The sequence below is a fragment of the Variovorax sp. GW821-FHT10B04 genome (assembly GCF_059415645.1).
Genome location: NZ_JBWKNQ010000003.1, coordinates 174,664 through 197,523, shown reverse-complemented (window position 1 = coordinate 197,523; position 22,860 = coordinate 174,664). Strand labels below are relative to the sequence as shown.

At 66.8% G+C, this 22,860-nt stretch carries 28 protein-coding genes; 15 read left to right on the top strand and 13 right to left on the bottom strand.

Annotation, left to right across the window (positions count from 1 at the left end):
• Positions 1-7: 7 nt before the first annotated feature.
• Both AC07PZ_RS09170 and AC07PZ_RS09165 read right to left on the bottom strand, forming a co-directional pair.
• Positions 8-370, bottom strand: a complete 363-nt coding sequence (locus tag AC07PZ_RS09170) for a hypothetical protein (RefSeq protein ID WP_495294743.1) — start codon at positions 368-370, stop codon at positions 8-10.
• A 77-nt stretch (positions 371-447) separates the two neighbouring features.
• Positions 448-660 carry a hypothetical protein gene (locus tag AC07PZ_RS09165; RefSeq protein WP_495294742.1) on the bottom strand — a complete coding sequence of 71 codons (213 nt, stop codon included), beginning with the start codon at positions 658-660 and terminating at the stop codon, positions 448-450.
• A gap of 212 nt (positions 661-872) precedes the next feature.
• On the opposite strand from AC07PZ_RS09165, the gene AC07PZ_RS09160 reads away from it, so the two are divergent.
• From AC07PZ_RS09160 to AC07PZ_RS09125, 8 genes are all read left to right on the top strand, one after another.
• Positions 873-1,418: a MarR family winged helix-turn-helix transcriptional regulator gene (locus AC07PZ_RS09160; protein ID WP_495294741.1), complete on the top strand. Its 546-nt coding sequence runs from the start codon at positions 873-875 to the stop codon at positions 1,416-1,418.
• A gap of 55 nt (positions 1,419-1,473) precedes the next feature.
• The gene (locus AC07PZ_RS09155) at positions 1,474-2,448 is read left to right on the top strand and encodes a tripartite tricarboxylate transporter substrate binding protein BugE (protein ID WP_495294740.1); all 975 of its coding nucleotides are present in this window, start codon (positions 1,474-1,476) and stop codon (positions 2,446-2,448) included.
• Between the two features lie 107 nt (positions 2,449-2,555).
• On the top strand, positions 2,556-3,470 hold the full coding sequence (gene xerD, locus AC07PZ_RS09150) for a site-specific tyrosine recombinase XerD (protein WP_495294739.1): 915 nt from the start codon (positions 2,556-2,558) through the stop codon (positions 3,468-3,470).
• A complete protein-coding gene (locus tag AC07PZ_RS09145) occupies positions 3,445-4,218 on the top strand; it encodes a DUF72 domain-containing protein (protein WP_495294738.1) in 774 nt (257 codons plus the stop codon). The genes xerD and AC07PZ_RS09145 overlap by 26 nt, the downstream gene beginning before the upstream one ends.
• A 34-nt stretch (positions 4,219-4,252) precedes the next feature.
• Complete coding sequence (locus AC07PZ_RS09140; protein WP_495294737.1) at positions 4,253-5,236, top strand: Bug family tripartite tricarboxylate transporter substrate binding protein; 984 nt, start codon at positions 4,253-4,255, stop codon at positions 5,234-5,236.
• A gap of 68 nt (positions 5,237-5,304) precedes the next feature.
• On the top strand, positions 5,305-5,898 hold the full coding sequence (locus tag AC07PZ_RS09135) for a TetR/AcrR family transcriptional regulator (protein WP_495294736.1): 594 nt from the start codon (positions 5,305-5,307) through the stop codon (positions 5,896-5,898).
• A gap of 106 nt (positions 5,899-6,004) precedes the next feature.
• The gene (locus tag AC07PZ_RS09130; protein ID WP_495294735.1) at positions 6,005-7,135 is read left to right on the top strand and encodes a thiolase family protein; all 1,131 of its coding nucleotides are present in this window, start codon (positions 6,005-6,007) and stop codon (positions 7,133-7,135) included.
• Between the two features lie 81 nt (positions 7,136-7,216).
• The gene (locus AC07PZ_RS09125) at positions 7,217-7,687 is read left to right on the top strand and encodes a MaoC family dehydratase (RefSeq protein ID WP_495294734.1); all 471 of its coding nucleotides are present in this window, start codon (positions 7,217-7,219) and stop codon (positions 7,685-7,687) included.
• A gap of 30 nt (positions 7,688-7,717) precedes the next feature.
• Here AC07PZ_RS09125 and AC07PZ_RS09120 read toward each other — a convergent pair whose 3' ends face one another.
• Complete coding sequence (locus tag AC07PZ_RS09120; protein ID WP_495294733.1) at positions 7,718-8,521, bottom strand: ferritin-like domain-containing protein; 804 nt, start codon at positions 8,519-8,521, stop codon at positions 7,718-7,720.
• A gap of 51 nt (positions 8,522-8,572) precedes the next feature.
• Between AC07PZ_RS09120 and AC07PZ_RS09115 the strand changes: the two genes are divergently transcribed.
• Positions 8,573-9,094, top strand: coding sequence for a gamma carbonic anhydrase family protein (locus tag AC07PZ_RS09115; protein ID WP_495294732.1), 522 nt, complete (start codon positions 8,573-8,575; stop codon positions 9,092-9,094).
• Between the two features lie 79 nt (positions 9,095-9,173).
• The gene (gene hslO, locus AC07PZ_RS09110) at positions 9,174-10,172 is read left to right on the top strand and encodes an Hsp33 family molecular chaperone HslO (RefSeq protein WP_495294731.1); all 999 of its coding nucleotides are present in this window, start codon (positions 9,174-9,176) and stop codon (positions 10,170-10,172) included.
• Positions 10,173-10,194: 22 nt separating this feature from the next.
• Here the strand turns inward: hslO and AC07PZ_RS09105 are convergent, their stop codons facing one another.
• The 8 genes from AC07PZ_RS09105 to pyrG form a co-directional block, all read right to left on the bottom strand.
• Positions 10,195-11,172 carry a hypothetical protein gene (locus AC07PZ_RS09105; protein ID WP_495294730.1) on the bottom strand — a complete coding sequence of 326 codons (978 nt, stop codon included), beginning with the start codon at positions 11,170-11,172 and terminating at the stop codon, positions 10,195-10,197.
• 16 nt (positions 11,173-11,188) lie between these two features.
• A complete protein-coding gene (locus tag AC07PZ_RS09100; RefSeq protein ID WP_495294729.1) occupies positions 11,189-11,866 on the bottom strand; it encodes an AAA family ATPase in 678 nt (225 codons plus the stop codon).
• Complete coding sequence (pnuC, locus tag AC07PZ_RS09095) at positions 11,863-12,480, bottom strand: nicotinamide riboside transporter PnuC (RefSeq protein WP_495295156.1); 618 nt, start codon at positions 12,478-12,480, stop codon at positions 11,863-11,865. Before pnuC ends, AC07PZ_RS09100 begins: the two co-directional genes overlap by 4 nt.
• 208 nt (positions 12,481-12,688) lie before the next feature.
• On the bottom strand, positions 12,689-12,964 hold the full coding sequence (gene ftsB / locus AC07PZ_RS09090) for a cell division protein FtsB (protein ID WP_495294728.1): 276 nt from the start codon (positions 12,962-12,964) through the stop codon (positions 12,689-12,691).
• Positions 12,965-12,969: 5 nt separating this feature from the next.
• Entirely contained in the window at positions 12,970-14,253 is a 1,284-nt protein-coding gene (gene eno, locus AC07PZ_RS09085; protein ID WP_495294727.1) for a phosphopyruvate hydratase, read from the bottom strand.
• A gap of 29 nt (positions 14,254-14,282) precedes the next feature.
• Positions 14,283-14,573: a DUF1330 domain-containing protein gene (locus AC07PZ_RS09080; protein ID WP_495295155.1), complete on the bottom strand. Its 291-nt coding sequence runs from the start codon at positions 14,571-14,573 to the stop codon at positions 14,283-14,285.
• Entirely contained in the window at positions 14,567-15,424 is an 858-nt protein-coding gene (gene kdsA / locus AC07PZ_RS09075) for a 3-deoxy-8-phosphooctulonate synthase (RefSeq protein WP_495294726.1), read from the bottom strand. The genes AC07PZ_RS09080 and kdsA overlap by 7 nt, the downstream gene beginning before the upstream one ends.
• Positions 15,425-15,461: 37 nt before the next feature.
• On the bottom strand, positions 15,462-17,132 hold the full coding sequence (pyrG, locus tag AC07PZ_RS09070; protein WP_495294725.1) for a CTP synthase: 1,671 nt from the start codon (positions 17,130-17,132) through the stop codon (positions 15,462-15,464).
• Between the two features lie 179 nt (positions 17,133-17,311).
• On the opposite strand from pyrG, the gene coaBC reads away from it, so the two are divergent.
• The 4 genes from coaBC (at position 17,312) to AC07PZ_RS09050 (ending at position 20,010) form a co-directional block, all read left to right on the top strand.
• Complete coding sequence (gene coaBC / locus AC07PZ_RS09065) at positions 17,312-18,538, top strand: bifunctional phosphopantothenoylcysteine decarboxylase/phosphopantothenate--cysteine ligase CoaBC (RefSeq protein ID WP_495294724.1); 1,227 nt, start codon at positions 17,312-17,314, stop codon at positions 18,536-18,538.
• Positions 18,535-18,876, top strand: a complete 342-nt coding sequence (locus AC07PZ_RS09060) for a hypothetical protein (RefSeq protein WP_495294723.1) — start codon at positions 18,535-18,537, stop codon at positions 18,874-18,876. Before coaBC ends, AC07PZ_RS09060 begins: the two co-directional genes overlap by 4 nt.
• Positions 18,873-19,319 carry a dUTP diphosphatase gene (dut, locus tag AC07PZ_RS09055; protein ID WP_495294722.1) on the top strand — a complete coding sequence of 149 codons (447 nt, stop codon included), beginning with the start codon at positions 18,873-18,875 and terminating at the stop codon, positions 19,317-19,319. The genes AC07PZ_RS09060 and dut overlap by 4 nt, the downstream gene beginning before the upstream one ends.
• A 199-nt stretch (positions 19,320-19,518) precedes the next feature.
• On the top strand, positions 19,519-20,010 hold the full coding sequence (locus AC07PZ_RS09050; protein ID WP_495294721.1) for an outer membrane lipoprotein: 492 nt from the start codon (positions 19,519-19,521) through the stop codon (positions 20,008-20,010).
• A gap of 121 nt (positions 20,011-20,131) precedes the next feature.
• Here the strand turns inward: AC07PZ_RS09050 and AC07PZ_RS09045 are convergent, their stop codons facing one another.
• Positions 20,132-20,656 (bottom strand): FKBP-type peptidyl-prolyl cis-trans isomerase, encoded by a 525-nt coding sequence (locus tag AC07PZ_RS09045; protein WP_495294720.1) that lies wholly within the window; start codon positions 20,654-20,656, stop codon positions 20,132-20,134.
• A 14-nt stretch (positions 20,657-20,670) separates the two neighbouring features.
• On the opposite strand from AC07PZ_RS09045, the gene AC07PZ_RS09040 reads away from it, so the two are divergent.
• Complete coding sequence (locus AC07PZ_RS09040; RefSeq protein ID WP_495294719.1) at positions 20,671-21,816, top strand: JmjC domain-containing protein; 1,146 nt, start codon at positions 20,671-20,673, stop codon at positions 21,814-21,816.
• Between the two features lie 36 nt (positions 21,817-21,852).
• Here the strand turns inward: AC07PZ_RS09040 and AC07PZ_RS09035 are convergent, their stop codons facing one another.
• The gene (locus AC07PZ_RS09035; protein ID WP_495294718.1) at positions 21,853-22,848 is read right to left on the bottom strand and encodes a Bug family tripartite tricarboxylate transporter substrate binding protein; all 996 of its coding nucleotides are present in this window, start codon (positions 22,846-22,848) and stop codon (positions 21,853-21,855) included.
• Between the last annotated feature and the right edge of the window lie 12 nt (positions 22,849-22,860).

Sequence of the window (22,860 nt, the reverse complement as noted above, 5' to 3'; positions counted from 1 at the left end):
CGTGCCGTCAGCAGTCGTTGACCATCTTGCCGGCGATCGAGCCCTTGAAGATGTAATACGGCGACAGCTTGACGAACACGCGCGAACCGGTTGCGGCGGGCTGGATGCTGACGATGCCTGCGGTGCCCACGTCGGAGTTCACCGTCAGCTTCATGCCGCGGCCATCCTCCGCGGTGCGAGACACGAACATCGGCGCCAGTGACTTCTTCACATTGCGATCGACGCAGCCTGCGACGTCCCAGGGCTTGCCGGTCGCCGCAAACTGAAGGCCTTGCGAGGCCTCGACATCTTCTGCGGACGATTTCACGCCAGGGACTGCGGCACAGCCCGCAAGGGCGGCGGCCGACAGCAGGACAATCAAGCGATTCATGACTCATCTCCTCATGAGAGTGCGCCCCCGGAGATGTGGGGCGGCGTGCACGGACTCTGCAATGGACTTTGCATATATTAGGCCAGCCTGTCGACACTTTGATGGATCGCCCGTGCAGGATCGCTCGATTGCTGGTGGGCCAGGCGCTGCAGCTCCCGCGACAGCATGCCCACACGCGTCCGCGCGCGAGCGTCGCCTCGCCACATGGCTTCGAGTTGCTCGGCCATCTCGTCGGTGAGCGCCTGCCACCGCGAGAAGCCAGGCTGAATGGTCTCCGTCGCTTGCCGCATGTTTCGTTGCTCCGATGCGCATCGTGCAGTGCCTCGTGCTCATCGAATCGAATGGTGGCAATCCCGACTTGCGCTCGATTCAGTGAGCATCGGTGCACGCGGATGGCCCGTCGGTCCAGGCCGGACGATGGCGTAGGCGATGACGGATGCGCCCCCGTGCGCCGGGGTTTCGTCCGCATACGACAAACAACGCTACTTACAATTCCGCCAGTATGAATGTGGATCTAACCCGGCGTTTCGGTGTTCTCGTCAACGATGTCGCCAAGCTTTATGGCGAACAGTTCGACCGGATGACCCGTCAGCGCCTGGGCCTGTCGCGCGGCCAGTGCCGATTGCTCGGCGTGCTGGCGATGCAGGGGGACGAGCAGCCCTTGTCGCAGGCCGAACTGGCCCAACGTCTCGCGCTCAGTGCCATGTCGATCGCCACCTTGTGCGACCGCCTCGAAGCCGCCGGCTGGTTGCGGCGCAGGCCGCATCCGGGCGATCGCCGCGTGAACCAGATCCTGTTGCAGCCGAGCGCTGCCTTGGCACTGGACGCCGCCCTCGGCATCAGCGATGCGCTGCAGACCCGGGCTCTGGCCGCGCTCACCGAGGCCGAGCATGCGCAGCTCGTGGCGCTGTTGGTCAAGGCGCGCGACGGGTTGATGCTCACACCGGAGGAGGCCGCCGCCGACGAGCCGCCGCGCGAGTCCCCGATTCGAGGAAACCGTCGGCGACCATGGGTTATCCAGGGCGGCGGAATGAGGGGAAAACGCTAGCATCGAAGCCTGGATTTTCTGATCTCAACCTGACTTCAACTACAGGAGTGTGTCGATGCAACGACGTCAATGGAGCGCCCTCGCCGCTGTTTCGGCGCTGGCCGTGATGGCCGGCCCCGTGTTCGCGCAGGCTTATCCCACCAAGCCGATCGAACTGAGCGTGCCGTTCGCGCCCGGCGGCACCACCGACATCGTCGCGCGGGTCGTCGGCGACCCGTTGGGCAAGGTGCTGGGACAGCCGGTGATCGTCGTGAACCGTGCGGGCGGCGGCGGCATCGTCGGCGCGGCCGAAACGGCGCGTGCCGCGCCGGATGGCTACAAGCTTGGCATCGCCACCGTGTCTAGCACGGCCGCCAACCCCGCGATCAACCCGAAGACGCCGTACGACCCGGTGAACGACTTCACGCCGATCATCAACATCGCGGCGACGCCGAACATCATCGCGGTGAATCCGAGCTTTCCGGCCAAGAACTACGCCGAGTTCATCGCGGAGCTCAAGAAGAATCCGGGCAAGTACTCGTATTCGTCGTCGGGCACCGGCGGCATCGGGCATCTGCTGATGGAGCTCTACAAGAGCCTGACCGGCACCTTCGTGACCCACATCCCGTACCGCGGTGCGGGCCCGGCGCTGAACGACACCGTGGCCGGCCAGGTGCCGATGATCTTCGACAACCTGCCGTCGGCGCTGCCCTTCATCAAGGCCGGCAAGCTGATTCCCATCGTCGTGAGCGCGCCCACCCGCGTGGCCGCATTGCCGAACGTGCCGACCTTCAAGGAAGTCGGTCTGGAGCCGGTCAACCGCATGGCTTACTACGGCATCCTGGGCCCCAAGGGCCTGCCGAAGGACGTGGTCGACAAGGTCAACGAGGGCGTGAAGAAGGCGCTGGCCGACCCGGCGGTGCGCAAACGCATCGAGGACACCGATTCGATCATCGTGGCCAATACGCCCGAGCAGTTCGCCGCACAGATCAAGGCCGAGTTCGAGATCTACAAGCAGGTCGTCGCCAAGCAGAAGCTGCAACTGGACTGAGTGCGGCCGAACGCGGCGGCATGCCCCGTTCGCCGTCCGCGCTCCCGAAGCTTCCAGCCGCCCCTGCCGGGCGGCTTTTTCATTTCTGCCTCTGTTATCTTGCCGCCATGCCTGCTGTTGAGACACCCGCGCCCGATACGCCCGAGATCGATGAATTCGTCGATGCACTGTGGCTGGAGGACGGGTTGTCGAAGAACACGCTGGCGGCATACCGGCGCGACCTCGCGATGTTCGCGCACTGGCTGCAGGCGCAGCGCGGCAAGGCGCTGATGGCGGCGCAGGAAGCCGATCTGCAGGCCTACATGGGCGCGCGCCTGATCGAGAAGGGCAAGGCGACGTCGGCCAACCGGCGCCTCACGGTGTTCAAGCGCTATTTCCGGTGGGCGCTGCGGGAGCAACGTGTCGTGGCCGACCCCACGCTGCGCCTCGCGCCCGCCAGGCAGGCGCCGCGCGCCATCAAGACCATGTCGGAAAAGCAGGTCGACGACCTGCTGAATGCACCCGACGTCGATTCGCCGCTCGGCCTGCGCGACCGGGCGATGCTGGAACTGATGTACGCGAGTGGCCTGCGCGTGAGCGAACTGGTGTCGCTCAAGGTCTTCGACATGAGCCTGAACGACGGCGTGGTGCGCGTGCTGGGCAAGGGCAACAAGGAACGGCTCGTTCCGTTCGGCGGCGAGGCTCGGCGCTGGATCGAGCGCTATCTGGAAGACGCGCGGCCCGAGATCCTCGGCGGCCAGCAGACGCCCGACCTGTTCGTGACGGCGCGCGGCGCGGGCATGACGCGGGTGATGTTCTGGATCATCGTGAAGAAGCAAGCGCAGGCGGCCGGCATCCACTCGCCGCTGTCGCCGCACACCTTGCGGCATGCTTTCGCCACGCACCTGCTCAACCATGGCGCCGACCTGCGTGCGGTCCAGCTGCTGCTGGGCCATGCCGACATCTCGACGACCACGATCTACACGCACGTGGCGCGCGAGCGGCTCAAGCAGTTGCATGCGCACCACCATCCGAGAGGTTGACTGCGTGCCGATCGTGCGTGTCGGCTGTGCGGGTTGGAGCTTGCCGCGCGCGCAATGGCCGCAGTTTCCGGCCGCGGGGTCGCACCTGGAACGCTATGCCGCGCGCTTCGATACCGTCGAGATCGACACATCGTTCTATCGTCCTCACCGGCGTGAGACCTACGAGCGATGGGCCGCCAGCACGCCCGGGCACTTTCGCTTCGCGGTGAAATTGCCGAAGACCATCACGCACGTGCAGAAACTGGCTGGATCGATGCCGGCGCTCGATGCGTTCCTGTCGCAGGCGGGTGGCCTCGGCGAGAAGCTGGGTTGCCTGGTCGTGCAACTGGCCCCGAGCCATGCGTTCGATGCGCATGTGGCGAGTGCCTTTCTGCGCGCCCTTCGCAAGCGGTATGCGGGTCCGGTGGCGCTGGAGCCGCGGCATGCGAGCTGGTTCGAAGCGCCGGCCGATGCGCTTCTTGCGCGCTTCCAGGTGACTCGCGTGCTCGCCGATCCGGTGCTGCACGCCGCCGGCATGGCGCCGGGCGGCTGGCCTCACCTGGTCTATCTGCGGCTGCATGGGGCGCCGCGGACCTACTGGTCGCCGTACGACAGCGACGTGCTGGCGCAATTGGGCCGGCGGCTGCGGCGTGCGCAGGAAGAGGGGATTTCCTGCTGGTGCATCTTCGACAACACGGCGGGTGGCGAGGCGATCGGCAATGCGTTGGCGCTTGCACGCGACGTCCATGGCGACCCACCGGCCGCTTGAGCGCATGCAGCCGGCCGAGTCGACAATGACGGCCATGAAAAATCCTGTCTTCCTTCCTTCGCGACGCACCGTGCTCGCGTTCTGCGCCGCGGCGATGCTGGGCATGTCGGCCGGTGCGCAGACCGTCCCCAAGACGATCCGGATCATCGTCGCCTACCCGGCCGGTGGTGTCAGCGACGTCGTGGCGCGCGCGCTGGCCGACAAGCTGTCCCAGCAGCTCGGCAGCGCAGTGATCATCGACAACCGGGCCGGTGCCAGCGGCGCGATCGGCGTGGACGCCGTTGCCAAGGCGCAGCCCGACGGTGCCACGCTGGGCTTCGCGGCGATCAGCCCGCTCGTGCTGAGTCCGCATCTCGGCAAGGTGCCCTACGACCCGTTCAAGGACATCGCACCGGTGGCCAGCGTGATGTATTCGCCGGTGCTGCTGCTGGCGACCTCGGCGAGCAAGAGCCGCGATTTCCCCGGCCTGCTCGCCGAGGCCAGGGCGAATCCCGGCGCGGTGCGCTGGGCGACGTCCGGGCCGGCTTCGCTCGGCCACATCATGCTGGAGCAACTGCGCGCGTCGGCGAAGGTCGACATCACGCACGTGCCGTACAAGGGCGGCGGCCAGCAGATGAACGACGCGCTGAGCGGCCAGTTCGAGATCCTGTCGACCAACGCCGGGCCGGTGCTGTCGGCGCACATGCAGGCCGGCAAGTTGCGTGCGCTCGCCGTCGGCGCGCCAACGCGGCTCGAATCGCTGCCGCAGGTGCCGACGCTGGGCGAGCTGGGCTACGGCGCGGCCAACCTGTCGTCGCTGTTCGGCATCTTCGCGCCAGCGGCAACGCCGCCCGCCTTGCTGGCGCGCTACAACGCCGAGATCAACAAGGCACTCGCCAGCCCGGAGCTGCGTGCCCGGCTGACTGCCACCGACAACGTGCCGACCGGCGGCACCGCGGCCGACTTCGCGAAGGAGATTGCGAGCGAGTACGAGTCGAACGGCCGGATCATCAAGACAGCCGGGATCAAGGCCGACTGAGCAGCGGGGGAGTGCCGACGATGCGTCGATGGGTTGAAATCCAATCGAACCTACCTTATAGTAGGTAGATGTCAGTCGCATCCTCCAACCGTTCCACAGCGCCTCCGGCAGGCAGCACGCGCGACCAGATCGTGCGTGTGGCGCGCGAACTGATCCAGACGCGCTCCTACCTCGGCTTCAGTTTCCAGGACGTGGCCGACCAGGTCGGCATCCGCAAGGCGAGCCTGTACCACCACTTCCCGACCAAGGAGGCGCTCGGCGTCGAGGTGCTGCGGGAGGCGACGCAAGGCTTTCGGGATTGGTCCGTGGCGAAGCAGCGCACGCCGCGGGAATGGCTCGAGGCCTATTTCCGGATGTACAGCCGTACGCTGAAGGCCGGTTCCGCCGTCTGCCCCGCCGGTGCGCTGGCACCAGGCTGGGACTGCATCAACGACGAACTGCGCGATGCGGTGCGCGAGTTGCGCAGCGTGCAGGTGCTCTGGCTCACCGGCGTGCTGGGCGCACTGGCACCCGAGCTGAAGCTGGGCGCGCCGGTCGACACGGTCGCCGGCACCGTGTTTGCGATCTGCCAGGGCGCGTTGCTGTCGGCGCGCATGACCGGCCGCACGGAAGATTTCGACGCCGTCGTGGCACAACTCAGGCAATCGTTGTCGATCACCTGACGTACTGAACGAAGCGAGCCGAGGGCACGTCCGCGTGTCCTCATTTTTCACCCCAAAGACTACCGATTGGTCGGTAGTTTGAAACCGAAGACCAAGGAGCCGTTCCATGAAAGCCGTGATTTCCGCCTATGCCCGTTCGCCGTTCCATTTCGCGCGCAAGGGCGCCTTGGCCGGTACCCGCCCCGACACGCTGGCCGCCCAGGTGGTGGGCGGGCTGTTGAAGCGCACCGACCTCGACCCCGCATTGCTGGAGGACGTGATCCTCGGCTGTGCCTACCCGGAAGCCTCGCAGGGCAACAACCTGGCGCGCATCGTCGGACTGCTGGCCGGCTTGCCACAGGAGGTCGGCGGCATGACCGTCAACCGCTTCTGCGGCTCGTCGATGCAGGCCGTGCACATCGCCGCCGCACAGATCGAGGCCGGTATGGGCGAGGCCTTCCTGTGCGTGGGTGTCGAGTCGATGACGATGGTGCCGCAGGGCGGCTTCAATTTTTCGACCAGCCCCGAACTGGCCGGCACCGACGCCTACATCTCGATGGGCGAGACCGCCGAGAACGTGGCTGCTCGCTGGAACGTGAGCCGCACCGACCAGGAGGCGCTGGCCGTCGAGTCGCACCGCAAGGCCACGGCTGCGCGTGAGCAGGGCCGCCTGCGCGACGAGATCGTCGCGATCCGCACCGCCTCGGGCGACATGGTCGACAGCGACGGCTGCATCCGCCCCGCGACGTCGCTGGAGGCGCTGGCCGCACTGAAGCCGGTGTTCCGGCCCGACGGTGTGGTTACGGCCGGCACGTCGTCGCCATTGACCGATGGCGCCGCCGCGGTGCTGGTCACCAGCGACGCCTTCGCCGAGAAGCACGGGCTGAAGGCGCTCGCGCGCATCCGCTCGTTCGCGACGGTCGGGGTCGATCCGGCAGTGATGGGCATCGGTCCGATCCCGGCGACCCGCAAGGCGCTGGCGCGCGCCGGGCTCACGGTGCAGGACCTGGGCGTGGTCGAGATCAACGAGGCTTTCTCGTCGCAGGCGCTGGCCTGCATCCGCGACCTGGGGCTCGATCCGGCGACCGTCAACCTCGACGGTGGCGGGCTGTCGATCGGCCATCCGCTGGGCGCGACCGGTGCGCGCATCACGGGCAAGGCCGCCGCGCTGCTGGTGCGCGAGAACGTGCGCTATGCGCTCGCGACGCAGTGCATCGGCGGCGGACAGGGCATTGCGACGATCCTCGAACGTGTCTGACGTTCGGGCGATGGCGTGACAAGATCGACGCCGAGCCACCTGTCCAAACCCGATACCCGTCGAGCCATTGAGGAGACATCCATGACGACCCCGGCCACCGCTGCCCAACCCCTGCTGTACCTGGACGACCTGAAGCCCGGCGATCGCTTCACGAGCGGCGAGCACGTGCTCGATGCGGCGCAGATCCTGGCCTTCGCGGCCCAGTTCGATCCGCAACCTTTCCACACCGATCCGGAGGCCGCGCAAGCGACGTTCTTCCAGGGGTTGGCGGCGAGCGGCTGGCATACCGCCGCGCTCACGATGAAGCTGCTGGTCGAAGGCGGCATCCCGCTGGCCGACGGCATCATCGGCTCGGGCGGCGAGATCCACTGGCCGCAGCCCACGCGACCCGGCGACGTGCTGCATGTGGAAGGCGAGGTGGTCGAGGTGATTCCGTCTCGGTCCAAGCCGAACCGCGGCATGGTGCAGATGCGCTGCGAAACCCTCAATCAGCGCGGCGAGGTGCTGCAGCGTTTCACGCCGAAGCTGGTGGTGTCGCGCCGGCCGGCCTGAACTGGACGGCGCAAAGCCGGACCCCGAGCCTCAGGTCTGCTGGAGATCGCGCAGTTCTTCGTCGTTGAAGCCGGCGCGCGCGCGGGCCTCGAGGTTGAACGGCGCCTTCAGCCGTGGCGCCTCGTGGCGCCGGTACAGCACGCGGTACTCGGCGATCGGGTCGAGGCCTGCGCGGTCGCACAGCCAGCGGTACCAGTGGTTGCCGATCGCGACGTGACCGACCTCGTCGCGAAGGATGACGTCGAGGATCTCGACCGCCCGCAGCGCGTCCGGCGTGTTCACGCGCCGCAGCCGCGCCTGGATCAGCGGCGTCGCGTCGAGACCGCGGGCCTCCAGCGTGCGCGGCACCAGCGCCATGCGCGCGAGCACGTCGTGCTTCGTCTTCTCGCACATCGACCAGAGCCCGTCGTGCGCGGTGAAGTCGCCGTAGCGGAAACCCATGGTCTGCAGGTGCGTGTGCAGCATGGCGAAGTGCTGGGCCTCCTCGTCGGCCACGCGCAGCCAGTCGCGGTAGTAGGCCTCCGGCATGCCGTCGAAGCGCCAGACGGCATCCAGGGCGAGGTTGATGGCATTGAACTCGATGTGGCAGATCGAATGGATCAACGCCGCGCGGCCGTCCGGAACGAAAGGCGAGCGTTTCCCGACGGCCATCGCCGAGACATGCTCCGGCCGCGCCGGTCGGCCGGGGACGCCGATGTCGTCGCCGTCCGTGCGAACAGGCTCGAGCGGCATCGGTTGTTCGAGCGATCGCGCAGCCAGTGCGCGCGTGGCGTCGACTTTGCTTTCGGGGGCGTCCAGGCGCAGGGCGTCGAGGGCGGCGAGACGGAGATGCATCCCTACAATTCTAGTTTTCCGACATTTCTTTCGACATTTGGAGACCCCACGATGGCACTCTATGAACTCGACGGCCAGGCGCCGCAGATGGGCGAAGGCGCATGGGTCGCCGACAGCGCGCAGGTGATCGGCCAGGTGGCGCTCGCCGAGAACGCCAGCGTCTGGTTCGGCGCGGTGCTGCGCGGCGACAACGAATTGATCGCCATCGGCCGCAACAGCAACGTGCAGGACCTGTCGGTGCTGCACACCGACCACGGCGCCCCGCTGACGATCGGCGACAACGTCACCATCGGCCATCAGGTCATGCTGCACGGCTGCACGATCGGCGACAACTCGCTGATCGGTATCCAGGCGGTGATCTTGAATAAGGCGAGGATCGGCCGCAATTCGATCGTTGGCGCCGGCAGCGTGGTGACCGAGGGCAAGGAGTTTCCGGACAATTCCCTGATCATCGGCGCGCCCGCCAAGGTGGTGCGTACGCTGGATGACGCGGCCGCCGCCAAGTTGAAGGCCAGCGCCGAAGGGTATGTGGCCAACGCCCGGCGCTTCGCCAAGGGCCTGAAGAAGATCTGACATCCCCAGGCATTCGCGCGAGTGCGCCGAACCCCGGATCACCGGGCCATCGGGCGGGGGAACTTGAAAGGATGATGTTTTGAGCGAATTGCACAAGTTCCTGTTCGACGGCCTGCCGGTGCGCGGCATGATCGTGCGGCTGACCGATGCCTGGCAGGAGATCCTCGCGCGGCGCGCGTCCAACACGGCGACGGGAGCCTATCCGCCGGCGGTGGCCGAGCTGCTCGGCGAGATGACGGCCGCGGCCACGCTGATGCAGTCGAACATCAAGTTCAATGGCGCGCTGATCCTGCAGATCTTCGGCGATGGCCCGGTCAAGGTCGCCGTGGCCGAGGTCAAGCCCGACCTGAGCCTGCGCGCCACCGCGACGATCACCGGCGAGGTCGCCGACGACGCGCGCTTGCCGGACATGGTCAACGTCAACAACAAGGGCCGCTGCGCGATCACGCTCGACCCGAAGAACCGAGTGCCCGGCCAGCAGCCCTACCAGGGCGTGGTGCCCTTGTTCGGCGACCGCGGCGAGAAGCTCGGCAAGGTCAGCGAGGTGCTGCAGCACTACATGCTGCAGAGCGAACAGCTCGACACCACGCTCGTGCTGGCCGCGGACGACAAGACGGCAGCCGGCCTGCTGATCCAGCGCCTGCCCGTGAAGGGCGAAGGCAATCTCGAAGGCGCAGCCGGCGCCGCACACGATGCGGCCAACGAAGACCAGATCGGCCGCAACGAGGACTACAACCGGATTTCGATCCTGGCATCGAGCCTGACGCGCGACGAGCTGCTGCAGCTCGACGTCGAAACCATTCTTCGCCGCCTTTTCTGGGAAGAGCGCGTGCTGCGTTTCGAACCTCAGGCCGGCATGCTGGGGCCGCACTTCGCCTGCACCTGCAGCCGCGAACGCGTGACCGGCATGATCCGCAGCCTGGGTGTGGAAGAGGCCGAGTCGATCATCGCGGAGCGCGGCGACATCGAGGTCGGCTGCGACTTCTGCGGCAAGCAGTACCGCTTCGACGTGGTCGATGCCGCGCAGATCTTCCGTCCGCCGGGCGACCAGCTGCCTGCGAGTTCCGTGGTGCAGTAGGCACTGCGAGCGGGGTGCCGCTTCAGTGCGGCTGGCTGGCGACGAAACCGCTGAAGCGGATGTCCGGTGCGCTCGTGTTGTGGCGTGAAGGCACCGAGCGACCGAAGCGCAGGTCGGGCGCCTGCAGCGTCGACAGGTCCGGCAGCGCCAGGGTCTGCCGCGGGCCTTTCGGGCTGCTGCGCCAGCTCACCTCGCTCATGTCCGCGTTGTCGTGGGCGATGTACATCGAGCGCAGCACTGCAAAGGGCTGCACATCGCTGGTGGCAGGCTTCATCGTGACTTCCAGCGCAGTGCGCCGCATGCTGATCTCGGCAACCCGCACGCGCGCCTCGCTGCCGTTCCCGAAGGTCAGCCGGAACGACAAGGGCTGCGGCACGATCACGATCGACGTGATGTTGGCGGCCGGCCGTCCGCGCTCCTCGATCGGCCCCATGATGAAGGATGAGCCGTAGACGCCGTCGCCGAAACGCGGCAATGGCAGCGGCTTGAGGCGCCAGTAGCCGTCGGCTGGATAGAGCACGATGGCTTCCTTCGGTTTGCTCCCCTTGGCGCCCTTGGCGAAAACCTGGATCAGGTGAAAGCCACGGTCCTTGACCGGCCCGACCTGCACCGGCACCTCGTGCGGGCGCCAGAAGCTGGGGAGCGTGAGCGCGACGATCTTCCACCGCGGTCCGTCATGCAGCACGACCCGCCGTGGCGAGAAGCTGAATGCCGGATCCGTGGGATGGCCGCTGCCGCTGAAGTCGCAGCCGGAGAAATCGGGTGCCGTGATGTCTTCGACGATGGACGCGAGGTAGGCCGGTTGTGTTGCTTCCACCGTGAAGCGCCCGACTCGCGCACCGCGCAGCACGAGCGACACGTTGTCTTCTTCCGCACACACCGTGGTGCGCGTGCGGTTCTCCACCTGCACCGCCAGAGGCGCCGGCACAGCCATCGCGCCGCCGCAGACCGTCCAGGCTGCCAACCAGATTGCGGCGGCGCAAATCCTGGACGGATGCATCGGGTCTCCTGGCCGGCTAGCGTCGGCCAGCGACGAGGTCGCTGAACAGCCGATGCTCGCACACAGGATCGGAGCACTTGTCGCACGACCAGCGCCAGCCGGATGCCGACGCCTGCGGATTGCCGGCCGGATGGCCGTCGCCATCCGATGCCTCGGCGGTCCGGAAGATGGCGTTCCAGGCGCTCGCCAGGCGTTGCGGGCCGCTGCCATGAACGACTGCATAGGGCACCGCCGCCCGCTGCAGGGTGTCGCGCACCCGCGCATCGATCGGCTCGCGCACGTGCGCGCCGTCGCGCTGGAGCCCGTCCGGCACCCAGGGCAGATCGAGCGCCGTCAACAGCGTGATCGCATAGCCGCGCTGCGCTGCCAAGGCCTCGGCATACAGCGATGTGTCGTCGAACAGCATGTCGCTGTAGACGGCCGTCATCACCGCCGTGGTGTCGGCCACCGCGATGCCCTTGGCGGCGGCGACCGCGATGCGCCGGGTCTGCTCGGCGGCGATCGCGGCCTGTTCGTGCGCGGCCGGCGTGCGCTGCTCGCGGTCACACCATTCGCGCAGGTATTCGGGCACCAGCCGGACGGCCAAGCCGCGCTGGGCGAGGCGGGCGGCGACGGCCCGCGCGAGCGAGGTCTTGCCTGTGCACTCGGCGCCCAGCACGGCGATCACCGTGCCGAATGGGAGGTCGGGTGTCATGCCGCGCGGCCTTCGAGCCGGCGTTGCCAGGCCATGTAGCCCGCCACGGCCAGAAGGGCGAAGAGCGCGTAGAGCCCGACCGTGAGCCAAAGCCCCTTGTGGATGAACAGCCCGACGCTGACCACGTTCACCGCGATCCACGCGAGCCAGTTCTCGATGTATTTGCGACCCAGCAGGAACTGACCGACCAGGCTCACGCCCGTCGCGAAACCGTCCCACCAGGGAACGTCGGTGTTGGTGAAGCGCCGCAGGAACAGCGCGACGGCGAGCCAGGCCAGCCCGCTGGCCGCGAGCGTGATGCCCACACCGCGCCGTGACAGGCGCGCCACGCGCAGCGCGGCACCGTCCGCACGATGTCCGCGCAGCCATTGGAACCAGCCCCAGAATGCGACGACGGCGAACACGATCTGCAGCGACGCGTCACCGTAGATCCGGGCCTGGGCGAACACGCCGAAATAGAGCAGCGAACTCACGATGCCGAGCGGCCAGCCCCAGTGCAGTTCGCGCATGTTGCATCCGACCATGACGATCGCGAGCGCGGCCGCGACGACTTCCAGCCAGCTGGTCGGCGAGCCCCACAGCACGAAGGCCGTTGCAGAAAGAAGATCCGAAATCGCCACTCACGCCTCGGTATGAAGTGCCAGGCGCCCCAAGCGCCAAAAGAAACGCCGTTGCGGTATCCGCACAAGGCAATGCGCACGAAGTGCGCGAGCCGCAGACCACCAGAAACACCGCGGAACCGGCTCCGCCGGGCCGCCGGTGTTGCCCCGGAAGGGGGTTGGCGAAAGGCGACACGAAGTGCGCCGAAGCCTGGGGGAGAACCTACTTCGTCATCTGGACGAACACTTCGTCCGGCTTGACCATGCCCAGTTCCTGCCGGGCACGTTCCTCGACCATCTCGAGGCCTTCCTTGAGGTCGCTGACCTCGGACGACAGGCGTTCGTTGGCCAGCGCCGCATGCGCGTTGGCCTCCTGCTGGCGTGCCAGCTTGTCCTGCAGCTGCGCCACGTCGGGCACGCTCCCGCGACCGGTCCACAGCTGCCATTGGAGAAACAGCAGCAGGAGGACCAGGACGACGGGAACGATCCGGGGGCGCAACGCGGTCAGCGCAGGTTGTAGAACGCGCTGCGGCCCGGGTACACGGCGATGTCGCCCAGGTCTTCTTCGATGCGCAGCAGCTGGTTGTACTTGGCGATGCGGTCCGAGCGCGACAGCGAGCCGGTCTTGATCTGGCCGGCGTTGGTGCCCACCGCGATGTCGGCGATCGTCGAGTCTTCGGTTTCGCCCGAACGGTGCGAAATGACCGCCGTGTAGCCCGCGCGCTTGGCCATCTCGATGGCCGCGAAGGTCTCGGTCAGCGTGCCGATCTGGTTGATCTTGATCAGGATCGAGTTGGCGATGCCCTTGTCGATGCCTTCCTGCAGGATCTTGGTGTTGGTGACGAACAGGTCGTCGCCCACCAGCTGCACGCGCTTGCCGAGGCGTTCGGTCAGGTGCTTCCAGCCGTCCCAGTCGCCTTCGTGCATGCCGTCCTCGATGCTGATGATCGGGTACTTGTCGACCCAGGTCGCCAGCATGTCGGTCCAGCTTTCGGCCGACAGCGAGAGGTTTTCGCCGGACAGCACGTACTTGCCGTCCTTGTAGAACTCGCTGGCTGCGCAGTCCAGGCCCAGGGCGATCTGCTCGCCGGCGGTGTAGCCGGCCTTGTCGATCGCTTCGAGGATCAGCTGGATCGCCGCTTCATGGCTCTCGACGCTGGGCGCGAAACCGCCTTCGTCGCCCACGGCCGTGCTGATGCCGCGGTCGCCGAGGATCTTCTTCAGTGCGTGGAACACTTCGGCGCCATAGCGAACGGCCTCGCGGAAGCTCTTGGCGCCCACGGGGATGATCATGAATTCCTGGAGGTCCAGGCTGTTGTTGGCGTGGGCGCCGCCGTTGATGACGTTCATCATCGGCACCGGCAGCTGCATGCCGCCCATGCCGCCGAAGTACCGGTACAGCGGCAGGCCCGATTCCTCGGCTGCGGCACGTGCCACGGCCATCGACACGGCCAGCGTGGCGTTGGCGCCCAGGCGTGCCTTGTTGTCGGTGCCGTCCAGGTCGAGCAGCGTACGGTCGAGGAAGGCCTGTTCGCTGGCGTCCAGGCCGAGCACGGCTTCCGAGATCTCGGTGTTGATGTTCTCGACGGCCTTGAGCACGCCCTTGCCGAGGTAGCGGCTCTTGTCGCCGTCGCGCAGCTCGATGGCCTCACGCGAGCCGGTCGACGCGCCCGAAGGCACGGCGGCGCGGCCCATCGTGCCCGATTCCAGCAGCACGTCGCATTCGACGGTGGGGTTGCCGCGGCTGTCGAGGATCTCTCGCCCGACGATGTCTACGATTGCACTCATTTGCGTTTCTTTCCTTTAAAACAAAAAAACTACAAGCCTTCGACCACGATCATCCGCATGACGGCGGCGCCGGCACGCGCTTCGCGTGCCTTCAGGTATTCGGGTGCATCGTAGAAGGCCTTGGCCTGCTCGAAGGTCGGGAATTTCAGCAAGACCACGCGCGTGGGCGACCAGTCGCCTTCGAGCACTTCGACCTTGCCGCCACGGATGCACACTTCGGCGCCCGTGGCCTGCATGGCCGCGCTGGAGAACTTCTTGTATTCCTCGTACTGCGTCGGGTTCGTGACCTCGACGTGGGCAATGACGTAACCGCTCATGATTGAAAGATCTCCTCCAGGAAAGCGTTCTTCTTGGTGACGGCGTCGAGCGCGACCAGCGTCTCGAGCAGCGCCTTCATGTGCTTGAGCGGCACGGCGTTCGGGCCGTCGCTCAGCGCCTTGGCGGGATCGGGATGCGTTTCCATGAAGAGGCCCGCCACGCCGACCGCGACGGCGGCGCGCGACAGCACGGGCACCATCTCGCGCTGGCCACCCGAGCTCGTGCCCTGGCCGCCCGGCAGTTGCACCGAATGCGTCGCGTCGAACACCACCGGCGCCTTGGTCTCGCGCATGATCGCAAGCGAGCGCATGTCCGACACCAGGTTGTTGTAGCCGAAGCTCGCGCCGCGTTCGCAGGCCATGAAGCTGTCTTCCGGCAACCCGGCTTCCCTGGCAGCAGCGCGCGCCTTGTCGATCACGTTCTTCATGTCGTGCGGCGCGAGGAACTGGCCCTTCTTGATGTTCACCGGCTTGCCCGATTGCGCCACGGCACGGATGAAATCGGTCTGGCGGCACAGGAAGGCGGGCGTCTGCAGCACGTCGACCACCTTGGCGGCCTCGGTGATGTCGTCTTCGGTGTGCACGTCGGTCAGCACCGGCAAGCCGAGCTCACGCTTGACCTTGGCCAGGATCTCCAACCCCTTTTCGCGGCCCGGGCCGCGGTAGGTCGTGCCCGACGAGCGGTTCGCCTTGTCGAAACTGCTCTTGAAGATGAACGGGATGCCCAGCGCCGAAGTGATTTCCTTCAGCGTGCCGGCGGTGTCCATCTGCAGTTGCTCGGACTCGATCACGCAGGGGCCGGCGATCAGGAAAAAGGGCTTGTCCAGCCCGACGTCGAATCCGCAGAGTTTCATGGTGTCTCCTTGTGGGCTGCTGACGGTGCCGTGCGCGTCAAGCGACGACCTTCAGCGCCTTCTTGTCCGTGCCCTGGTGGTCCAGCGCGGCCTTGATGAACGCATTGAACAGCGGATGGCCGCTCCACGGCGTCGACTTGAATTCCGGGTGGAACTGCACGCCGATGAACCACGGGTGCACGTCCTGCGGCAGTTCGACGATTTCGGTCAGTTGCTCGCGCTGCGTGAGTGCCGAGATCACCAGGCCGGCGTTGCGCAGGTCGTCGAGGTAGTTGACGTTGGCTTCGTAGCGGTGGCGATGGCGTTCGGTGACCACGTCGCCGTAGATGGTCTGCGCCAGCGTGCCGGGCGCCACGTCGGAGCTCTGCGCACCCAGTCGCATCGTGCCGCCGAGGTCGGACTTCTCGTCGCGCGTCTTGACCGTGCCGTCGTTGTCCTTCCACTCGGTGATCAGCGCGATCACGGGATAGGGCGTCGTGGCGTCGAACTCGGTGCTGTTGGCGTTCTTCAGTCCGGCGACGTTGCGCGCGTACTCGATGGTCGCGACCTGCATGCCCAGGCAGATGCCGAGGTAGGGCACCTTGGTCTCGCGGGCGAACTTGGCCGCCGTGATCTTGCCTTCGACGCCACGCGCGCCGAAGCCGCCCGGCACCAGCACCGCGTCGTACTTGGCGAGCCGCGACACGTCCTGCGGCGTGATGGTTTCCGAGTCGATGTAGTCGATCTTCACGCGCGCATGGTTCTTCATGCCGGCGTGGCGCAGTGCTTCGTTCAGCGACTTGTAGCTGTCCGACAGCTCGACGTACTTGCCGACCATCGCGATGGTGACTTCGCGCTGCGGATGCTCGACCTCATAGACCAGGTCGTCCCAGCGCTTGAGCTTGGCGGGCGGCGTGTTGATGCGCAGCTTGTCGCAGATCAGGCCGTCCAGGCCCTGCTCGTGCAGCATGCGCGGCACCTTGTAGATGGTGTCGACGTCCCACATGCTGATGACGCCCCATTCGGGCACGTTCGAGAACAGCGAGATCTTGGCGCGTTCGTCGTCCGGGATCGGGCGGTCGGCGCGGCACAGCAGCACGTCGGCCTGTATACCGATGGCGCGCAGCTCCTTGGCGGTGTGCTGGGTCGGCTTGGTCTTGAGCTCGCCGGCGGCGGCGATCCAGGGCACGTACGACAGGTGGACGAAAGCCGTGTTGTTCGGGCCGTTGCGCAGGCTCATCTGGCGCACGGCTTCGAGGAAGGGCAGCGACTCGATGTCGCCGACCGTGCCGCCGATCTCGACGATCGCCACGTCGACTTCATGCGGCGTGTCGATGCCGGCGCCGCGCTTGACGTATTCCTGGATCTCGTTGGTGATGTGCGGGATCACCTGCACCGTCTTGCCGAGGTAGTCGCCGCGGCGTTCCTTCTCGAGCACCGACTTGTAGATCTGGCCGGTCGTGAAGTTGTTGGCGCGGCGCATCCGCGTGTTGATGAAGCGCTCGTAGTGGCCGAGGTCGAGGTCGGTTTCGGCCCCGTCGTCGGTGACGAACACCTCGCCGTGCTGGAACGGCGACATCGTGCCGGGGTCGACGTTGATGTAGGGGTCCAGCTTGATGAGGGTGACATTGAGGCCGCGGGATTCAAGGAGCGCGGCGAGCGATGCGGAGGCGATTCCCTTGCCAAGGGAAGACACCACACCGCCGGTGACGAAGACGAATTTGGTCATGCCAGTTCCGGACGCAGAAGTCCGGGCAGTGGGAAATCGGGATTATAGGCGGGTCGACCCCCGGCTTCGTGTCCACGGTGGTGCTTTCGCCTTCTCGGTGGCGGGACAAATGGCGTCTTGTCGAACGGGGGACGATGTGCGGCGCATGGGCATGCGTGGGTCATTACACTTCGGCGCATATGCAAGATCTCGCAGGCAAACACCTCGTTCTGGGCCTCACCGGCGGTATCGCCTGCTACAAGTCGGCGGAGCTGTGCCGGTTGCTGATCAAGGCGGGCGCAACGGTCCAGGTGGTGATGACCGATGCCGCGGCGCAGTTCATCACACCGGTCACCATGCAGGCGCTGTCCGGGCGGCCCGTCTATACCTCGCAGTGGGATGTGCGCGAGCCCAACAACATGCCGCACATCAACCTGAGCCGCGAGGCCGATGCGATCGTGCTCGCGCCCTGCAGTGCCGATTTCGCGGCACGGCTGGCGCAAGGGCGCACCGACGAGCTGCTGAGCCTGATGTGCCTGGCACGCCCGATCGGCCGCGTGCCGCTGCTGGTCGCTCCTGCCATGAACCGCGAGATGTGGGCGCATCCGGCCACCCAGCGCAATCTGGCGCAGATCCAGGCCGACGGCGCGGTGCTGCTGGGCGTCGGCAGCGGATTGCAGGCCTGTGGCGAGACCGGTGACGGCCGCATGCTGGAGGCCGCCGAATTGCTGGAGGACATCACGACCTTCTTCCAGCCGAAGTCGCTGGCGGGGCAGCATGTGCTGGTCACGGCAGGCCCGACATTCGAGTCGCTCGACCCGATCCGGGGCATCACCAACCACTCGTCCGGCAAGATGGGCTTTGCGATCGCGCGTGCTGCGCGCGATGCGGGCGCCGAGGTCACGCTGGTGGCGGGCCCCGTGCACCTGCCGACACCGCGCGGTGTGCGCCGGATCGACGTGCTGTCGGCCGACGACATGCTCGCCGCGACGCTGGCCGCCTCGCAGGCGGCGACCGTGTTCGTCGCCACGGCCGCCGTGGCCGACTGGCGCCCCGCGTCGCACAGCGAGCAGAAGATCAAGAAGGACGGCAGCGGCAATCCGCCGGTGCTGCATTTCGTCGAGAACCCGGACATCCTCCGCACGGTCGCGCAGGGCGAGCGGGCGCAGAGCGGCCGGCTGTTCTGCGTCGGCTTTGCGGCCGAAAGCGAAAACCTGATCGAGCACGCCAAGGCCAAGCGCCAGCGCAAGGGCATCCCGCTGCTGGTCGGCAACATCGGTCCGTTGACCTTCGGGCAGGATGACAACAGCTTGCTGCTGGTCGACGCACACGGTGTGCGCGAGCTGCCGCGGGCGCCCAAGTTGCAGTTGGCGCGCGAGCTCATGCTCGAAATTGCCGCCCGTTTGCCCGAAAGGACGCTCGAATGAATCCGCAATGGAACACGCCGCCGAACGGCGACTTCGCGAGTTATGTCGAGCGCCTGTCCGCCCAGGCTGCGCTCCCGCGGCGTGCGGCGGAGCAGGGCGAGCATGCGCTCGACGTCGGCATGACGCCGTCGTCCGACTCTCCCGGAACGGCGGCCGCGACAGCGGCGGCGTCTGCCTTGCGCCGCAGCATGCAGTCCAACGGCGCGCCGGCGGCACTGGGTGTGGCGGACATCGTGCGCCGATTCGCGGCGGTGGCCGCGCAGGGACTGCGCACCTGGGCCGATGAAGCGGCGCGCAAGCAGGCCCAACAGAAACAACAGACAGGGAAAAAGAAGTGAAAGTCGACGTCCGTATCCTCGATCCGCGCATGGCGGACCAATTGCCGGCCTATGCCACGGCGGGCAGCGCGGGGCTCGATCTGCGCGCCTGCCTCGACGCGCCGCTGACGCTCGAACCCAATGCCTGCCAGCTGATCGGCACCGGCATCGCGATCCATCTGGGCGACTCCGGCTATGCGGCACTGATCCTTCCGCGCTCGGGTCTCGGTCACAAGAATGGCATCGTGCTGGGCAACCTGGTCGGGCTGATCGACAGCGACTATCAGGGCGAACTCAAGGTCAGCGCCTGGAACCGCAGCACGACGGCGTTCGTGCTGAATCCGATGGAGCGGCTGGCGCAGCTGGTGATCGTGCCGGTCGTGCAGGCGCAGTTCCAGGTCGTGCAGGATTTCGCGCCCAGCGAGCGTGGCACCGGCGGCTACGGCTCGACCGGCAAGCACTGAGGCCCCACGCAGGCCGCCCTGTAGTCCGCGACCTCGGCACATGCGGCCAGGTTTCCCACAGGTAAAGTCCGGAACTGGAGCGGCCGCCACATATCGAAACAAGCACCATGTCCATCTGGTCATCGCATCAGCGAATGACGCGTTGGATGGACATCAGGTGCATCGGGTGCACCGATCTTGCTTTGAGGAGTCACGACACATGAAGACACAGCTTCGCTATCTTTCCCTGGGCGCTGGCGCGCTCGCGCTGGTGAGCCTCACGGCCTGCGTTGCGCCGCCTCCGGCCTATACCACGAGCTATCCCTATCAGGCGCCGCCGGTACAGCCCATTCGCAGCTCCTACATCGAATACGGCAGGGTTGCCAACATCGAGGTGATCCGCACCGAAACGCCTGGCTATGCACCGGGCGGCGGCGGCGCGGTGGCAGGCGGCGTCATCGGTGGCGTGCTCGGCAATCAGATCGGCCATGGTGGCGGACGTGCCGCGGCAACCGCGCTGGGCGTGGTGGGCGGTGCGCTGCTGGGGAACAACATCGAGGCCAACAACAACCGTCCTCGCGTGGCCGAGAGCTATCGCATCTCCGTGCAAACCGAGAACGGCGGCTATCGCGCATTCGATGTGGCGAGCCCTGGCGACCTGCGCATCGGGGATCGTGTCCGTTTGGACAACGGGCAGATCTCCAGGTATTGAGCGTACGTCCAGGCGCCACGCACATCGTGTCGCCTTCGCCAATGTTCTGCCGGGGCAAGACCGGTGGCGCTGGAAATGAAAAAGCCGGGCAATGCTCGGCTTTTTCATGGCGAGAAAGGTCCTAGTGCAACAGGTCGTTGCCCGGAGCGACCGTCGGCAGCTTGAAGAAGCCGGTACCGGCGGTTCCGCGGCCGATTTCCTCTTCCGTCGCTTCACGGACGGAGCGAACGGTGAGGTCCAGGCGGAGCGCAATGCCCGCCAACGGGTGGTTGCCATCCAGCACGAGATGGTCGGGATAGATTTCCGCGACGGTGTAGAGCGCATCGCGCGGAATGTCGGGGTTGACGCCTGCGGGCAGCGCAATGCCCTCGAAGGTCATGCCGGTCTCGATGCCTTCGGGGAAAAGCGATCGGGGTTCGAGAAACAGCAACTGGTCGTTGAAATCGCCGAAGGCCTGCTCAGGCTCGAGCTGCAATTGCACGCGTGCGCCGGGCTCATGGCCTTGCAGGACGGCTTCGATGGCGTCGAAAAGATCGCTTCCGCCGACCAGGAATTCCACCGGTTCTTCCAGCACGTCCAGCACGTCGCCGAGCGTGTCTTTCATGGTCCAGGTCAGGCCGACCACACATTGTTGAGAGATTTCCATTGCAGAATTCTCCCATGGAGATTCACCAACCGCTCACACTGCTCGGCGGGCTCAGCCCCGCGCAGTTCATGCGGCGCCACTGGCAGAAGAAGCCGCTGCTCGTGCGGCAGGCCATTCCTGCCATGGCGCCACCGATCGATCGAAGCGAGTTGTTCGAACTTGCCGCCCGCGAGGACGTCGAGTCCCGCCTGATCCGTCGAGGCCCCCGAGGCTGGACGCTGAAGCACGGGCCGCTGGCGCGCCGCACGTTGCCGCCGCTGAAGCGGCCGGGCTGGACGATGCTGGTGCAAGGTGTCGACCTGCACGATGAACGCGCCCACGCGTTGCTGCGCGAGTTTCGTTTCCTGCCCGATGCGCGGCTCGACGACCTGATGATCAGCTATGCGAGCGACACCGGTGGCGTCGGCCCGCACTTCGACAGCTACGACGTGTTTCTCCTGCAGGCGCACGGCACGCGGCGCTGGTCGATCGGCCGGCAGCGCGACCTGAGCCTGCAGCCGGATGTTCCCTTGAAGATCCTCAGCCGGTTCGAGCCCGAACAGACCTTCGTGCTCGAAGCCGGCGACATGCTCTATCTGCCGCCGCGCTATGCGCATGACGGCGTGGCCGTCGGCGACGACTGCATGACCTATTCGATCGGGCTGCGCTCGCCGGCATCGGCAGCGCTCGGTGCCGATCTGCTGGCACGCATCGCCGAGGCGCATGCCGAGTCGCAGGAAGATGGCGAGGGCGGGCCGCCCGTGCACTACCGCGACGCGGGCCAGGCCGCAGTCGAAGCTTCGGCGGCCATGCCGGCCGACCTGCAAGCCTTCGCGCGGCGCGCCGTCGAGGCCGCATTGCGCGACGTCGATGCGATCGACCGCGCGCTGGGCGAGTCGATGACCGAACCCAAGGCGAACATCTGGTTCGAGCCGGCGCAGCCGCTCGACGCGATGCCGCGGCAGGGCGTCGCGCTGGACCGTCGCACGCGCATGCTCTACGACGCGCGCCACATCTACATCAACGGTGAGAGCTTTCGTGCCGGTGGCCGCGACGCGACGCTGATGCGCAGGCTGGCCGATCAGCGTGCGCTCGATGCGCGCGAACTGAAGGGCGCCAGTGCCGACGCCTTGTCCTTGATGGCCGACTGGTGCGAAGCCGGCTGGGCGCACGCGGGCTGAATGCGCCGGCCGGTCCGTTGCGTCGGGTGAGCCCGGTCAGTCGGCCTTGAACCCGGTCGCCGCCACCGCCTTGCCCCAGGTCCGGGTGTCGGCCGCGATGATGCGGGCGAATTCCGGTCCGTCGGTACCCGTCACGGCGAAGCCGGCTTCTTCCATCCTCGCCCTGCCTTCGGGCGAGCGGACGGCCTTCTGGATGTCGGCGCCCAGTTTGGCGACGATCGCTGGTGGCGTCTTCGCCGGTGCCACCACGCCGAACCACGAGTTGAAGACGAGCTGTGGATAGCCCTGTTCCTTGAAGGTCGGCACGTCCGGCAGCGACGCGCTGCGCGTTTCGCCGCTTGATGCCAGTGCGACCAGCTTGCCGGCCTTCACGTTCGGCGCTGCCAGCCCGACGCTGGCGAACACGCCCGAGACGTCGCCGCTGAAGATGCCGCCCAGCGCGTCGCCGGTGCTCTTGTAGTGGACCGGCTCGGGCTTCTGGCCGACCGCGTCGCCGAACATGTAGGCGCCGAAATGGCCTGGCGTCCCGGCGCCGAAGGTGCCCATGAACAGGCCCTTCTGCTGCTGCGTCCAGCTCACGAAGTCCTTCACGGTGCGCGCCTGGACCTTCTGCGGATTGACCAGCAGCATGAAGTCCGACGTCACGACCTGGCTGACGGCCACGAAGTCCTGTGCCGGGTCGTAGGGCAGCTTGGTGTAGCTGCTTGGCGCGATGCTGAGCTGGCCGGTCTCGCCGAGCATCAGCGTATAGCCATCGGGTGTCGCGCGCGCGGCTTCGCTCGCGGCGATCAGGCCGCCCGCGCCGGGCTTGTTGTCGACGACCACGCCCACGTTGCCCCAGCCCTCCGACAGCTTCTGCGCGAGCAGCCGCGCGACGATGTCCGGCCCGGTGCCTGCCGGGAAGCCCACGATGAGGCGCACCGGCCGCGTCGGGTAGGCCGCGTTCTGGGCGAGCGCAGCGGTGCCGAGGCAGGCCAGAGCGACCACGCAGGTCACCTGCAGCATGCGGTGCGAAGGGGAAATTCGGTTCATGGTTCTGTCTCC